Origin of the sequence: Gordonia sp. NPDC127522, assembly GCF_042672305.1 — a bacterium.
Lineage (GTDB): Bacteria > Actinomycetota > Actinomycetes > Mycobacteriales > Mycobacteriaceae > Gordonia > Gordonia hongkongensis.
Window position 1 is genome coordinate 35,691 of the sequence record NZ_JBHXVK010000026.1, and the last position, 13,990, is coordinate 49,680.

General features: G+C 67.0%; 14 protein-coding genes. 6 read left to right on the forward strand and 8 right to left on the reverse strand.

What is annotated here, in order from left to right; translation table 11 throughout:
- Positions 1 to 49: 49 nt before the first annotated feature.
- From ACFVHY_RS23385 to ACFVHY_RS23420, 8 genes are read right to left on the reverse strand one after another with little or no spacing between them, the layout of a single operon-like run.
- A complete protein-coding gene (locus ACFVHY_RS23385; protein WP_390275755.1) occupies positions 50 to 958 on the reverse strand; it encodes an SDR family NAD(P)-dependent oxidoreductase in 909 nt (302 codons plus the stop codon).
- Positions 955 to 2,223, reverse strand: a complete 1,269-nt coding sequence (locus tag ACFVHY_RS23390; protein WP_390275757.1) for a hypothetical protein — start codon at positions 2,221 to 2,223, stop codon at positions 955 to 957. The genes ACFVHY_RS23385 and ACFVHY_RS23390 overlap by 4 nt, the downstream gene beginning before the upstream one ends.
- A gap of 6 nt (positions 2,224 to 2,229) precedes the next feature.
- Positions 2,230 to 2,775 carry a hypothetical protein gene (locus ACFVHY_RS23395; RefSeq protein ID WP_078114131.1) on the reverse strand — a complete coding sequence of 182 codons (546 nt, stop codon included), beginning with the start codon at positions 2,773 to 2,775 and terminating at the stop codon, positions 2,230 to 2,232.
- Between the two features lie 54 nt (positions 2,776 to 2,829).
- Positions 2,830 to 3,021 carry a ferredoxin gene (locus tag ACFVHY_RS23400; protein WP_058252397.1) on the reverse strand — a complete coding sequence of 64 codons (192 nt, stop codon included), beginning with the start codon at positions 3,019 to 3,021 and terminating at the stop codon, positions 2,830 to 2,832.
- Positions 3,021 to 4,388 carry a cytochrome P450 gene (locus tag ACFVHY_RS23405; RefSeq protein ID WP_390275758.1) on the reverse strand — a complete coding sequence of 456 codons (1,368 nt, stop codon included), beginning with the start codon at positions 4,386 to 4,388 and terminating at the stop codon, positions 3,021 to 3,023. The genes ACFVHY_RS23400 and ACFVHY_RS23405 overlap by 1 nt, the downstream gene beginning before the upstream one ends.
- Positions 4,385 to 5,197 carry an SDR family oxidoreductase gene (locus ACFVHY_RS23410; protein ID WP_390275759.1) on the reverse strand — a complete coding sequence of 271 codons (813 nt, stop codon included), beginning with the start codon at positions 5,195 to 5,197 and terminating at the stop codon, positions 4,385 to 4,387. Before ACFVHY_RS23410 ends, ACFVHY_RS23405 begins: the two co-directional genes overlap by 4 nt.
- Positions 5,197 to 6,441 (reverse strand): cytochrome P450, encoded by a 1,245-nt coding sequence (locus ACFVHY_RS23415; protein WP_390275760.1) that lies wholly within the window; start codon positions 6,439 to 6,441, stop codon positions 5,197 to 5,199. The genes ACFVHY_RS23410 and ACFVHY_RS23415 overlap by 1 nt, the downstream gene beginning before the upstream one ends.
- A complete protein-coding gene (locus ACFVHY_RS23420) occupies positions 6,441 to 7,022 on the reverse strand; it encodes a TetR/AcrR family transcriptional regulator (RefSeq protein WP_390275761.1) in 582 nt (193 codons plus the stop codon). Before ACFVHY_RS23420 ends, ACFVHY_RS23415 begins: the two co-directional genes overlap by 1 nt.
- 64 nt (positions 7,023 to 7,086) lie before the next feature.
- On the opposite strand from ACFVHY_RS23420, the gene ACFVHY_RS23425 reads away from it, so the two are divergent.
- The 6 genes from ACFVHY_RS23425 (at position 7,087) to ACFVHY_RS23450 (ending at position 13,863) form a co-directional block, all read left to right on the forward strand.
- Positions 7,087 to 8,553, forward strand: coding sequence for an aldehyde dehydrogenase (locus ACFVHY_RS23425; protein ID WP_390275762.1), 1,467 nt, complete (start codon positions 7,087 to 7,089; stop codon positions 8,551 to 8,553).
- Positions 8,554 to 8,711: 158 nt separating this feature from the next.
- The gene (locus ACFVHY_RS23430; protein WP_390275763.1) at positions 8,712 to 9,452 is read left to right on the forward strand and encodes an SDR family oxidoreductase; all 741 of its coding nucleotides are present in this window, start codon (positions 8,712 to 8,714) and stop codon (positions 9,450 to 9,452) included.
- Positions 9,449 to 10,330, forward strand: coding sequence for an NAD(P)-dependent oxidoreductase (locus tag ACFVHY_RS23435; protein WP_390275764.1), 882 nt, complete (start codon positions 9,449 to 9,451; stop codon positions 10,328 to 10,330). The genes ACFVHY_RS23430 and ACFVHY_RS23435 overlap by 4 nt, the downstream gene beginning before the upstream one ends.
- A complete protein-coding gene (locus ACFVHY_RS23440; protein ID WP_068972526.1) occupies positions 10,327 to 10,716 on the forward strand; it encodes a carboxymuconolactone decarboxylase family protein in 390 nt (129 codons plus the stop codon). Before ACFVHY_RS23435 ends, ACFVHY_RS23440 begins: the two co-directional genes overlap by 4 nt.
- Positions 10,717 to 10,724: 8 nt before the next feature.
- Positions 10,725 to 12,053: an alpha/beta hydrolase domain-containing protein gene (locus ACFVHY_RS23445; protein WP_390275765.1), complete on the forward strand. Its 1,329-nt coding sequence runs from the start codon at positions 10,725 to 10,727 to the stop codon at positions 12,051 to 12,053.
- Between the two features lie 595 nt (positions 12,054 to 12,648).
- A complete protein-coding gene (locus ACFVHY_RS23450; RefSeq protein WP_390275766.1) occupies positions 12,649 to 13,863 on the forward strand; it encodes an IS110 family transposase in 1,215 nt (404 codons plus the stop codon).
- Positions 13,864 to 13,990 lie beyond the last annotated feature (127 nt).

Below are 13,990 nucleotides of genomic sequence, written 5' to 3' on the forward strand. Positions count from 1 at the left end.
GCTCCTCAGGGAGCGGGAGAACGCGCCCTCCGCGAGCTCCGGGCGCTCCTCAGGGAGCCGCCGGCCCGGCCAGGATGCCGGCGAGTTCGTCGAGACTGTAGGGCGAGGTGCCCTTGTGGTCGCGGTATGCGATGAAACTCGCCTGCTGCGACTCGAACCGGCCGATGAATCCTCCGGCAGCGCTGAAGATCTCGCCGGTGATGTGCTCGGCGGCGTCACTGGCCAGGAACACGTACAGCGGGGCGACGTATTCGGGCGGGGCGGGATCGAGCGCCGCGTCGCGGGTGGGGTCGTCGAGGATTCCGCGACGATGGAGTCCTTCGATGTGGGCGACGTAGTCGTCACCGGAGGACAGCCTCGACTTCGCGCCCGGCATCACCACATTGACGCGTACGTGATGATCCCGGAGGTCCGCGGCCGCGGCGAGGGCAAGTGCGTTGACGCCGCCCTTCGCCGCGGGATAGCCGCTGCCACCGAACATTCCGAGCGAGGCGGCCGAACCCGTGAGCACGACCGACCCCGACCCCTGTTCGACGAACACCCTCCCCGCGGCCTGGACGAGATGGAAGGCGCTCATCAGGTGGGCGTCGATCTGGTCGCGGAACTCGCCGGAAGCGATCGTCAACACCGTCGAACCGGGAGGTTCGGCGATGCCGGCGCAATTGATGGCGATGTCGAGGGCACCGAACTCCGCCAGCGCCGCCTCGACCATCGCCTGCGCCACCCCGTCGTCGCCCGCGGACCCGCGAACGCCCACGGCATATCCGCCGCCGCCGCGGATCTCGGCGACGGTGTCGTCGACGGCCTGTCCGTCGCGACCGTTGACGACGACCGAGACCCCCTGTCCGGCCAGCGCATACGAGACGGCCAGTCCGATACCGCGGGTCGCGCCCGCGACCACGGCGACCCGGCCCCCCAGTCCCGAGCCGCCGGGTGACCAGCCGCCGCCCGACGTCACGCCGAGCTGCCCACCGGCGTGATCGGGATCGACCGCCCGCGGTCGACGAATTCGAAACTCGCACCCCCGCTGAAGCGTGCGACGGCCACCTCGCCGTACTCCTTCTGCGGCGTGTCCGCCGTGGTGATCCGGACGACGAGATCGCCGTCGGCCTCGGTCGCGTCCGCGACGACGAGATACGGATCGACGGCGGTCGCCGCCGCCTGCAACGGTTCGACGTGGTCGGCATCGAGGATCGACGTCCAACCGCCGTCGGTCATCGCATCGGACTCCCGAGGGATTCGGACGGTGACCGTGTCCCCGTCGGCCTCTGCGGTGAGTCCCGTGTACTGGGTCGGACCGAAACACGGATGCAGGGCGAGCACCTCGGCGAGACCTGCGGCGTCGGCGGACAGATCGAGCGCGACGCGAATCCGGTCGGCAGCGAGTCCGGCGATGCCGATCAGCTGCTTGCGGAAGATCTCGGTGGTCTGCGCCTCGCTCTCGGCATACCTGCGCAGGCTGACGAGGAAGCCCAGCGACAGCAACTGGTGTTGCAGCGCAACCTCTTCGGCGACCCGCACCAGAGCCGACGCCGACCACTCCGCGAACTGCAGATCCTCGACGAGCGGGCCGCGGTAGTCGACCCAGCCGTCGGTCTCCGTGGTGTCGATGGCCGACAGGACGAGTTGACCGGCCCTCGTCTCGAACATGTCGACCGAATCCGGTGGGAGCGGCAGCTCGTCTCGATCCGGTTCGATCGTGACCGTCCACTCACAGTGCGGCGTGCGATCGACCGGTCGACGCGGGGGGCGATGAACCGGACGGATTCGTGCGCGCCGGTTGGTCGCGATCGCCGTCGCATCGAAGGTGGGGTCCTCGATGTCGTGGCACATGGTGGTCACGTAGTCGTCGCCGAGGGGTTCGACGTCGAGCAGCGCGCCGCAGTGATCGAGCACGAACGACCCGTGGTACTCGTCGTCGATGCGGTATCGGAAGTCCATGAACTGGGGTGGCGCACCGATGTCGAGTTGCAGACACTTGAACATGTCCTCGACACCGTCGCCGTCGATACCCAGGGCCGTGCGCATGCGATGCGTGTAGACCGGACTCGCGGCCATCCACTCCTCGATGGCGACCTTGCCCATCACGTCCCGGCCGAAGGCGCTGATGAGATGCGCCATGCCGCTGCGGTCGATCATCTGACCCGACAGCAGCAGTTCCGGTACGAGTACGGCGAGCTGATCCTGACTCAGACCTTGGTAGGTCGGGGCTGTGGAAGTCATGTCAGTTCACCAGAACGCGACCGGGGCCTTGCCGAAGTCGTACCAACCCGGCAGATTACCCGGCGCCGACTTCTCCACACGCTTGAGCATCGGCTCACTCATCGCGTTGTTCTTCATCATCTCGATGAAGAGAGCCGAGACGTTGCCGTAGTCGAAGAAGTCACGCTGCCAGCGGAACTGGAAGTTTCCTCCGTACTTGAACCAGCTACCCTGGATGCCCTCGAGGGCGTAGTGGCTGCCGTCGTCGCGTGTGCCCTCGTAGATCTGCTTCCACAGTCCGATCATGTCGCCGGTCTGGTCATCGATGACCCAGGCCTGGTACGGGTACTCCCACCCCTGCAGACCCTCCATCTCCTGTCCGAGGGCGAGCTCGCGGATCTCCTCGCGGCCGACGGCCATGAAATCCTTGTTGGGGCCGTAGTTCCACCCGTAGGTGGCATCCTCGGTGTAGAAGTCGGCCAGGGGCTTCCAGTCCCCCGCCTTTTCGGCCTCGATGTTGGCGGCGAGCCACCGCTCCTTCATCTCGTCGAGTTCGGCACGGTCAAAAGACATGTGTTCCACCTTCATTCGATCGTTCGGGTCTTGCGTGGGCGACGTGGTCGGAGCTCAGTCCTCGATGATCCGAAGGGCCTGAGTCGGGCAGTAGTGCACGCCGGCCTCGACCTCGGCGCGCTGGGATTCGTCGGGGGTCGCGTCGAGGATCTCCACATGATCGGTGTGCGCGGCGAAGACCTCGGGCGCCTCGAGCTCACACATCCCATGTCCCTGGCAGAGGTCCAGGTCCACCTCGACGCGCATCACGCGTCCTGACGCTTGCGGTAGGCGACGCGGCAGGGTTGCTGCAGCTGGACCACCATCTTCGAGTGGTCGTTGCGGTAGCTCTCGGGCGGCTGCAACATCTCGAACTCGTAGTTCTGGAAGAGCACCGAGAAGATGGCCTTCAGTTGCATGATCGCGAATTGCGCACCGACGCAACGGTGACGACCGGCGCCGAAGGGGATCCAGGTCCAGCGATTGACCAGATCCTCCTGCCGCGGTTTGTCGTAACGGTCGGGGTCGAAGGTGTCCGCCTCGGGGAAGTCCTCGGGCAGCCGGTTGGAGATCGCCGGCGAGACGGCGATCGACTGCCCGGCCTTCACCTCGAAGTCCTCGACGTGGAAGTCGTTCTGCACCACGCGCATGAGGATGATGAGCGGCGGGTGCAGCCGCAGCGCTTCCTTGAGCGCGTTCTCGAGCTGCGGCATCTGACGGGTGTGCGCAAAGGTGTATTCCGGGCGCTCGCCGGGCGGGGTCTCGCCGTAGATCTCGTCGAGCTCCTCGTACACGCGTCGCATGTAGTCGGGATTGCGCAACAGTTCGATGAGGGTCCATGCCGCGGTGCCCGATGTCGTGTGGTGGCCCGCGAACATCATCGAGATGAACATGCCGGTGATGGTGTTGGCGTCGAAGCCGACCTGGACGAGGACGTCCATCAGGTCGCGATCTTCCCTGTCCTCGGTCGGGTTCGCGATCCGCTCGTCCATCACGCCCTGGATGAACTCGACCAGTTCTGCCCGTGCCTCGTCACGCTTGCGGAAGCTCTCGATGTCGGCCTTGTAATCCACGTAGGCGATCGGGTCCGTGCCCTTTTCCAGGTCGTGGAAGAGATGGGCGATGTGTCCGCTGAGCCGTTCCCGGAACTTCCGTCCGATGAGACATGATGACGACGTGTAGAGGGTCAGCTCGGCGAAGAAGTCGAGGAGGTCGATCTCCCCCTCGTCCCCCCAGTCGGCGATGATCCGCTCGACCTCGTTGGGGATGGTCACCGCGTGCTGCTTCATGTGCGCGCCCTTGAGCGCCGAGTTGTGGATCGCCTTCGACCGTTCCTCGGGACTCGTGTCGAACACGACGCCCTCACCGAACACCGGTGTCATGAACGGGTATGCGGCCGCCTGGTCCAGGTCCTCTTCGGGCGCCCGGAAGAACTCCTCGCTCGCCGCCGATCCCGAGACGAGCACCACCTCGCGGTCGGCGAGCTGGAACATGCCGACGTCACCGCATTCCTCACGGACGCGCCAGAACAGCGAGATCGGGTCGGTGGCGAGTTCGTCGAGATGTCCGTGTTCGCCCTCGCCACCCGAGACGCGATTCGGTTGTTTCAGGCCTGATTCGGTGATGGCGGTCATCCATCCGTCCCCTTCTCCTGTACTGCCTGTCGTTTCTTGTCGCTGACCGCGCCTTCGGCCTCCACCTCGACCGACCGCATGTGCGCTCCGCGCGGCATGGTCACCATGGCCGCGACGGCCTGCGCGATGTGTTCGGGCGAGAGGAAATTGCCGTGGCGGGCCAGACCGTGTGTGATCCAGTCGTTGAGCATGTTCTCGGTCGTCTTCGGATCGAGGTTCATCCCCATGCCCGTGAGAGTCTGTCCGGGACGGACGACCCCGGCCCGCACACCGGTCCCCTCGAGTTCGAGCTGGATGGTCGCGACCAGTCCGTCGATACCGGACTTCGCGGCGACGTAGGCCGACGACCACGGCCGGGGGTGGATGGCGACATCGGACCCGATGAACACGAAATCCCCTCGCGCACGGTCGATCATGCCGCCGATCACGGCGCGGTAGATACGGTACGCGCCGGTGAGGTGGATGTTGATCTGATCGGCGAAATGATCGGTGCCGGTCTCGTAGGAGAGACCGACTGCGAGATCACCGGCGCCGGCGACGACGATCTCCAGCGGCCCCAGCGCCGCCTCGGCCTTCGCGACGCAATCCACCACCGATTGCTCGTCGGTGACGTCCAACGGGACCGCGACGGCTTCGCCGCCGGCGGCCGTGATCTGGTCGGCGAGTTCCTGTAGCTTCTCCACCCGGCGGGCGGCGAGGGCGACGGGATGGCCTGCGGCGGAGAGGAATTCGGCCGTGGCGGCGCCGATTCCCGACGACGCGCCCGCGACGAGGACCGGTCGGCGCTCAGGATGGGGACGGAAAGCCATCAGCGCACCGTCACCTTCACCGGGAGCTCGGCGAAGCCGCGCACGTTCACCGAGTGGACCCGTACCGCCTTGTCGGCATCGATCTCCACTGCCCGGATCGACTTGATCACCTCGGTCAGCCCGATGTTGGCCTCGAGGCGCGCGAGGTGCGCCCCGAGGCAGAAGTGGGCGCCCAGGCCGAAACTCATCAGGGACTGGGCGCAGTCGCGGCCGATCTCGTACCGGTCGGCGTCGGCGCCGAACACCTCGACGTCGCGGTTCGCCGAACCGACGAGCAGGAGTACGCGGTCGCCCGCCGGGATCACGAAGTCGCCGTAGGGGGCATCCTCGATCACCCGCCGCACGACGATCTGCGTCGAGTTGTCGTAGCGCAGCGTCTCCTCGGTCCAGTCCGGGACGACGACTTCCGGGTCGACGAAGACCTTGGCGAGCTCGTCCGGATTGCGCCAGCCCCAATACAGGGCGTTGGCCAGCAGTTTGGTGGTGGTCTCGTTACCCGCCACCACCATCAGGACCATGAACCCGACGATCTCGTCCTCGGTGAGCTTCGTCTTCTCACCGGTCTCGTCGTCGTCGATCTCGGCCGCGATGAGGGCCGAGACCAGGTCCTCACCGGGGTTCTTGCGGCGGTCGGCGATGAGCTCCGAATAGTACTTGTGCAGTTCGATGTACGCGTACACCGCCGCCTCGGGGAGGTCGAGGTCGCCGTCCTCGCGATGCAACAGCAGGTCGGACTGGTGGCGGAGCCGGGTGCGATCGGCTTCGGGCACACCCAGCAGTTCGGACACGACGTCCATCGGGAGCAGGGCGGCGAAGTCGTGGACGAAGTCGAACTCGCCCTTGTCGAGACATCTGCTCCAATGCTGATGGGTGAGAGCGGTGATCCGGCCGGTCAGTTCGTTGACGCGGCGAGGCGTGAAGCCCTTGGAGACCAGTTTGCGGATACGCATGTGCTTGGGGTCGTCCATGGCGAGGAACGACATCGACTTGTGCGCGTCGGGACCGTACGCCGAGGGGTCCATCGACACGCCCCAGCTGTTCGAGAGTCGTTGTGTGTCACGGAATGCGGCACGGACGTCGGCGTGCCCGGCGAGCGCCCAGAAGTTCATCCCGCCGTGGTAGTAGACCGGCGCCTCCGCGCGGAGACGGGAATAGGTCGGGTAGGGATCCTCGTGGAAACCATAGGCATACGGATCGAAGGGGAGCTCGTGCTCCATCCCCGACACCGCCGTCGTTTCGGTCATCACTTCTCCATCAGTAGATGTGCGGCTGCGACAAGACGTTCGGAGGTCTGCTCGTAGGTCATGTGCCCCATACCGGCGTAGACCAGGCCGCCGGAGTAGATCATCTCCAGGGCGTCGAGCAGCGGGCCCGGGTTCTCCGGGTCCTCTTCGAGGGCGGCGGCGAGACGACGCCGGATGAATGCGCCGATCCGCACGCGCAGGTGTTCGACGTCGGGGTCGCTGCCCAGCAGGGCCACCGTGACCGCACCACCCAGCTGCCCCTCGCCGGCCACGACCAGCGCGACCTCGCGGAGTACCTGGGCGACACGCTCGCTCCGCGGCGCACCGGGATCCGGTTCCAGCACCCCGGCCGAGAGGCGACGCCAGAACACCTCCGCGACGAGGTGACTCTTCGACGAGAAGTAGGTGTAGGCGGTGGCCGGCGCGACCCCGGCGATCTTGGCCACCGACCGCACGGTCAGACCGTCGAAACCCTCGGCGTTCAGCACGTCGACCGCGGCATCGGTGAGGCGGGTGACCGTCTCCGCCTGCTGCCGGGTCAGCCTGCGACGAGTGGATTCCTGGGACACGGGGCTGGACATGTGAGCCACGCTACACTAGGTTTGAACGCGAGTCCAGACACCTGTCCAGATGGAGTTCCAGCTCATGCCTCTTCGCCCCGAATCCGCGTCGGATCTGTTGATCGACGGCAAGCTCACCCCCGGGAGCGGTGGCGTCTTCGACGTCGTCAATCCCGCGACCGAGGAGGTCATCGGGCAGGCGGCCGACGCCACCGCGGCCGACATGGATGCCGCCATCGCGGCCGCGCGCACCGCCTTCGACACCACCGACTGGTCGCGTGATCATGCCTTCCGCGCTCGCTGCCTGCGTCAGCTGCGCGACGCACTGCTCGCCCACGGCGACGAGCTCCGCGAGCTCACCATCGCCGAGGTGGGATGCCCGTCGTTCCTCACCCACGGCCCGCAGTTCGAGGGACCCGTCACCGATCTCGGCTACTTCGCCGACCTCGCCGAGAGCTATGAGTGGACCCGCGACCTCGGTACCGCGAAGCCCATGGGACTGAAGAACCACCGCGAGCTGCGCTCGGAGGCGGTCGGCGTCGTCGGCGCGATCACCCCGTGGAACTTCCCGCACCAGATCAACTTCGCCAAGATCGGACCCGCTCTCGCCGCCGGGTGCACGGTGGTGCTCAAGCCCGCGCCCGACACCCCGTGGTGCGCGGCGCTCGTCGGCAAGGTGGTCGCCGAGGAGACGGACTTTCCGCCGGGCGTCCTCAACATCGTCACCTCGACCGACCATCAGCTCGGCGCCCAGCTCAGCACCGATCCGCGCGTCGACCTGGTCTCGTTCACCGGCTCCACCGCGACCGGCAAGAAGGTGATGGCGGCCGCCTCCGAGTCGCTGAAGAAGGTGTTCCTGGAGCTGGGCGGCAAGTCGGCCTTCATCGTCCTCGACGACGCCGACATCGGATCCGCCTGCGCCATGGCCGCGTTCAACGTCGTCACCCATGCCGGCCAGGGGTGCGCGATCACGACGCGTCTCGTGGTTCCGCGCGGCAGCCTCGAAGAGGCGATCACGGCCACCCGCGACGCGATGGCGGGCCTGCCCGCCGGGGACCCGACCGACGGCGGCACCATCTGCGGACCGGTCATCTCGGCCCGGCAGCGCCAGCGCATCGAGTCCTACATCGAACTCGCCACCAGTGAGGGCGGCACCATCGAGATCGGCGGCGGCCGTCCCGCCGACAAGGCCGCCGGCTTCTTCGTCGAACCGACCCTGATCTCGGGTCTGGACAACTCGGCGCGGGTGGCGCAGGAGGAGATCTTCGGCCCGGTGCTCGTGATCATCCCCCACGACGGCGACGACGACGCGATCCGCATCGCCAACGACTCGCCGTACGGGTTGTCGGGCATGGTCTACGGGACCGATGAGGACCGGATCAACAAGGTCGTCAACGGAGTTCGCACCGGGACGATGGGCGTCAACGGCGGCATCTGGTATTCCGCCGACGTCCCGTTCGGCGGTTTCAAACAGTCGGGCATCGGCCGCGAGATGGGTGTCGCCGGTTTCGAGGAGTACCTGGAGACCAAGGCCGTCGCCCGCCCGGCGTGACCCTTCGAGGCTCGTCGCTATCGCTCCTCGCACCTCAGGGAGCACAAGCCTCGCGCTATCGCTCCTCGCACCTCAGGGAGCAGATTTGACCGCCCCCTGAGGTGCGAGCGAAGCGAGCCACGAAGGGCCAGCACATCATCCACACAGAAAGCAGGACAATGAGTTCCAAGCGTTTCGAGAACAAGACCATCATCGTCACCGGAGCCGCCGGCGGGATCGGCGAGGCCTATGCGCGCGCCCTCGCCGCGGAGGGCGCGAACGTCGTGGTCGCCGACCTCGCCGACGAGAAGGGCAAGCAGGTCGCGGCCGACATCGGCGGACTGTACGTCAGCACCGATGTCGCGGACGAGGATTCGGCGAAGGCGCTCGCCGCCGCCACCGTCGACGCCTACGGGTCGATCGACGGTCTGGTGAACAACGCCGCGATCTACGGCGGGATGAAACTCGACTTCCTCATCACCGTGCCCTGGGACTATTACAAGAAGTTCATGAGCGTGAACCTCGACGGTGCACTCAACGTGACCCGGGCGGTCTACCCGCACATGACCAACGGCGGCGGCGCCATCGTCAACCAGTCCTCGACCGCCGCATGGCTGTACAGCGGCTTCTACGGGCTGGCCAAGGTCGGCGTCAACGGCCTGACCCAGCAGCTCGCCACCGAGCTCGGCGGGCAGAACATCCGCGTCAACGCGATCGCCCCGGGCCCCATCGACACCGAGGCGACCCGGAGCACGACGCCCAAGGAGATGGTCGCCGACATCGTGAACCGGCTGCCGCTGAGGCGTTTCGGCACTCCGGAGGATCTGGTCGGGATGTGCCTGTTCCTGCTGTCGGACGAGGCCGGGTGGATCACCGGGCAGATCTTCAACGTCGACGGCGGCCAGGTCATCCGCTCATGAGCGAGTCGTCCCCCATCCGTCTGGGGTATGTCGGACTCGGCAACATCGGTGGGCCGATGGCCAGGAGCCTGGCCGCGTGGGCCGGTGGGCTGACGGTGTTCGACCTGTCGTCCGACGCCGTCGCGAAGGTCGTGGAGAAGGGCGCCACCGCTGCGGAATCGCTCGCCGATCTCGCCGCGTCGGCCGACATCATCGGCATCTGCGTGCTCGACGACGCGCAGGTCCGAACCGTGGTCGCGGGTCCGGACGGCCTGCTGTCGGCAGCTCGCCCGGGCACCGTCATCACCGTCCACTCGACGATCGCGCCGGAGACCGCCGTCGAACTGGCGGATCTGTGCGCGGCGCGCGAGGTGACACTGCTCGACGCACCGATCTCCGGCGGTGCGATGGGTGCGGCGTCGGGTCGCCTCGCCATCATGGTCGGCGGACCGCGGGACGCGTACGAGAGGCTGAAGGAACCGTTCGCGCTCACCGCCGACATGCTCGTCCATGCGGGTCCCGAGGTCGGCGCGGGCACTCGGATGAAGCTGGCTCGCAACCTGCTCCACTTCATCTCGTTCACCGCGACCACCGAGGCCGCGCGACTGGCCGAGGCGGCCGGCATCGACATCACCAAGCTCGGCAAGGTGGTCCGGCACTCCGACGCCGTGACCGGCGGGGCCGGGGCGATCATGTTGCGCGACACCACCGCTCCCGTCGAGCGCGACGATCCCTGGTACGGAATCCTCACCGGCGTCCGTACGCTGGGCGAGAAGGACCTGACGCTCGCACTCGCACTCGGTGAGGAACTCGGCGTCGACCTGCCCCTCGGGCAGCTCGCGTTGCGGAACCTGGCCACCGGGCTCGGTGTCCCCCACCTCGAAGGAGAACCAGCATGACCCGTTCCCACATCTCTGACGACGCACCCGACGAGGCGCGCAGGCGCGGCCTCGCCAAGATGTCGGAGGTCTACGGCTGGGAGGTGAGCGACGGTCCGGGCGACTACTTCGCGCACACCGCCGACCAGGTGTTCGGCAATGTGTGGGCCCGGGAGGGTCTGTCCAACCGTGACCGCCGGTTGCTCCTGCTCGGCGCGCTCGCCGCGAGCAACAACATCGACGTCGCCGAGATCCAGGCCGGTGCCGCACTCGGGAACGGAGAGCTCACCCCAGAGCAGCTCGAGGAGATCAGCCTCTTCCTCTGCTACTACGTAGGCTGGCCGCAGGGCACCAAGATGCACTTCATGTTCGGTGAGGTGATCAAGCAGCACCGGAAGAAGAAGTGAGTCGACCCATGCGGTTTCGTGTCCTACAGGGCGGCAACGGGTGTTCGTTGCTCAGCGCCTCTCCCCTCCCCGACCTCGCCGCGGCCGGGTACACCGACGTCGAGTACGCGGCGTCGGGGATCGCCGACGCGGTCGTCGGGGACCCGCCCGCACCCGCCGCCGAGTTCACGACCCGGGTCGTCGTCCGACGCCCAGCGGAGCCCGCGACGTTCAGCGGCTGCGTGGTCGTCGAGTGGCTGAACGTCAGCAGCGGCGCCGACGCCGCCCCCGAATACTCCTATGTGGCTGCTGAACTGGTCCGTTCCGGGCACGCCTGGATCGGGGTCTCGGCCCAGTTCGTCGGAGTGGAGGGCGGCACGGGCTCGGTCGGCGTCGCGACCGGTGCACCGCAGAGTCTCGCCGCCAAGGACCCGGAACGGTATGCCGGACTTCACCATCCGGGCGATGCGTACTGTTACGACGTCTTCAGCTCGATCGGACGCGCCGCCCGGGACACCGCCGGGGCCGATCATCCCCTCGCGGGCCTGACGGTCTCCACCGTGCTCGCGATCGGCGAATCACAGTCGGCGATGGCCCTGACAACGTACGTGAACACCATCGGCCCGGGTGCGGCGCCGTTCGACGGATACCTCATCCACAGCCGCGCGGCCGCCGGGTTGCCCGCGGGCGAGGTCGGTTCGGGCATCGACGTGACGACCGTCTTCGGGCGCGAGCCCACCACGATCCGCACCGACCTCGACGCACCGGTGTTCGTGGTGCAGACCGAGACCGACGTCCTGACCAACTTCCGTTATCACACTGCGCGGCAACCGGATTCCGACCGGTTACGCGTGTGGGAGATGGCGGGCACGGCACACGCCGACCTGCACCAGGTGGGCGACTTCGAGGAGTTCCTCGGCTGCCCCGACCCCGTCAACCGGGGTCAGCAGCGTTTCGTCCTGCGGGCTGCGTTGCGGCACCTGCGATCCTGGGCCGACGGTGACGATCCGCCGCCGGCAGCCGACCCGCTGGCCCTCCGGGACATCGACGGCGCCGAACCCGTGTTCGAGCTCGACGACATCGGCAACGTCCGGGGCGGGGTCCGGACGCCGTGCGTCGACGCACCGACCCAGGTCCTCAGCGGAATCGTCGCCGACCCCGTCTCCCGCATCTGCCTGCTGTTCGGCACGACCTTCCCTGTCCCCGCCGACGCGTTGGCGGCCCGGTACGGAACGCGCGACGAATACGAGAAGCACTACCGGAACGCCGCCGACGCCGCCATCGCCGGCGGATTCGTCCTCGCCGAGGACCGTGACGAGCTGCTCGCCGACGCCAATCCGGACCTGATCCCGAACTGACCGTCCCCACGTCTTCGAGGTGCGAGCGAAGCGAGCCACCCCCTGCTCCCTAATCCGAAAGAACGACATAACCATTGCTCCCTGAGGTGCGAGGAGCGCCAGCGACGAGCCTCGAAGGGTTGGCGACGTCGTCTCGCCAGGACCCTTCGTGACGGCCTCCGCAAGCTCCGGCCTCCTCAGGGAGCGGAGGTTTCTTTCGTTGTCCACGACGGCCGCGAGGCCGCAGATACTGAGGAGCGAGCGAAGCGATCCACCCCCCGCCCCCTGAGGTGCGAGGAGCGTTAGCGACGAGCCTCGAAGGGTTGGCGACGTCGTCTCGCCAGGACCCTAATGGGGATGGATCGGCTTCCTTTTGGGGGATGCTGGTCGTGTGAGCCTTCCCGGTCGGTGACCACTGCTGGACCCTGAAACGGTGTCGGATTTCTACACGAAGACCGTGGCCCGGCCGGGCGAGGATCACCCGTCAGAACGCTTCTGGGATGTCGTGCCCCCTGCACCTTGTGGGTGAGCACTGATCCATTAGGCCGCGTCAGGGTGATCACACGAAGGTTCACATCGAAATCGTTTCAGACGACCGAAGAGGTGAACGACTGTCATGATCTTTGTGGGCAACGACTGGGCATCAGATCATCACGACGTGTGCGTGATGGATGAGCACGGCACCACCCTGGCCACCCGCCGACTACCCGCGAACGCTGCCGGCGCCACCGCAATGCACGACCTGATCGCCCAGCATGTGCAAGATCCCACCGAGGTGGTCGGGATCGAAACCGATCACGGCATGTGGGTCACCGCCCTGGTCGCCGCGGGCTATCAGGTGTTCGCGATCAACCCGTTGTCGGTGTCGCGGTACCGCGACCGCCACCATGTCGGCGGCACCAAATCCGATAAGGCCGATGCGAAAACCCTGGCTGATCTGGTACGCACCGACCGGCACAACCATCGCCTCGTCGCCGCCGACACCGTCGCCGCCGAGGCGATCACGGTGATGGCCCGCACCCACCAGAACCTGGTGTGGGCGCGCTCAGCACAACAGAACGTGCTGCGCGCCCAACTCGGCGCCTACTATCCGGCCGCGGTCGATGCCTTCGGCGACGACCTCGCCCACAAAGACTGCCTGGCGGTGTTACGGCGCGCCCCCACCCCACGACAGGGAGCGGCACTATCGGTCGCGGCGATCCGGTCGGCTCTGAAAAAGGGTGGCCGCCAACGCAATATCGACACCCGTGCCCGCGACATCCAGCACGCTTTACGTGGTAGCGGCCACCTGAGCGCACCCGAGTCGCTCACCGCCGCCTATGCCGCGACCGTGACCGCGACCGTGGAAATGCTGGCCGCTCTCAACACCCAGATCACCCAACTCGAAACCACGATGGCCCAGTCTTTTAACGCGCATCCGGACGCCGAGATCTACCTGTCCATGCCCGGAGTCGGTGACATCACCGGCGCCCGGATGCTCGGCGAGTTCGGGGATGACCCCGAACGCTATGCCACTGCCAAGTCTCGCAGAAACTACGCCGGCACCTCACCACGCACCATCGCCTCGGGCAAAGGACACGTCGTGTTGGCCCGCCATATCCGCAACACCCGCCTCAACGCCGCCGCCATGTGCATGGCCCAAGGCGCGCTGACCGGCAGTCCCGGCGCCCGCGCCTACTACGACAGTCTCCGCGATCAGAAGAAATCCCACACCCAAGCCTTGCGGGCGGTCGCCAACCGGCTCATCGGCATCCTCCACGGCTGCCTGGCCCACCGCACCCTCTACAACGAACACACCGCCTGGCACCACCGCAGCAACCTCGCCGCTTGACACCTTGCACCCCTGGGATGTCTTCGTGGCGCCCTCCGCAAGCTCCGGCCTCCTCAGGGAGCGGAGGTTTCTTTCGTGGTCCACGACGGCCGCCAGGCCGCAGGTACTGAGGTGCGAGGAGCGTTAG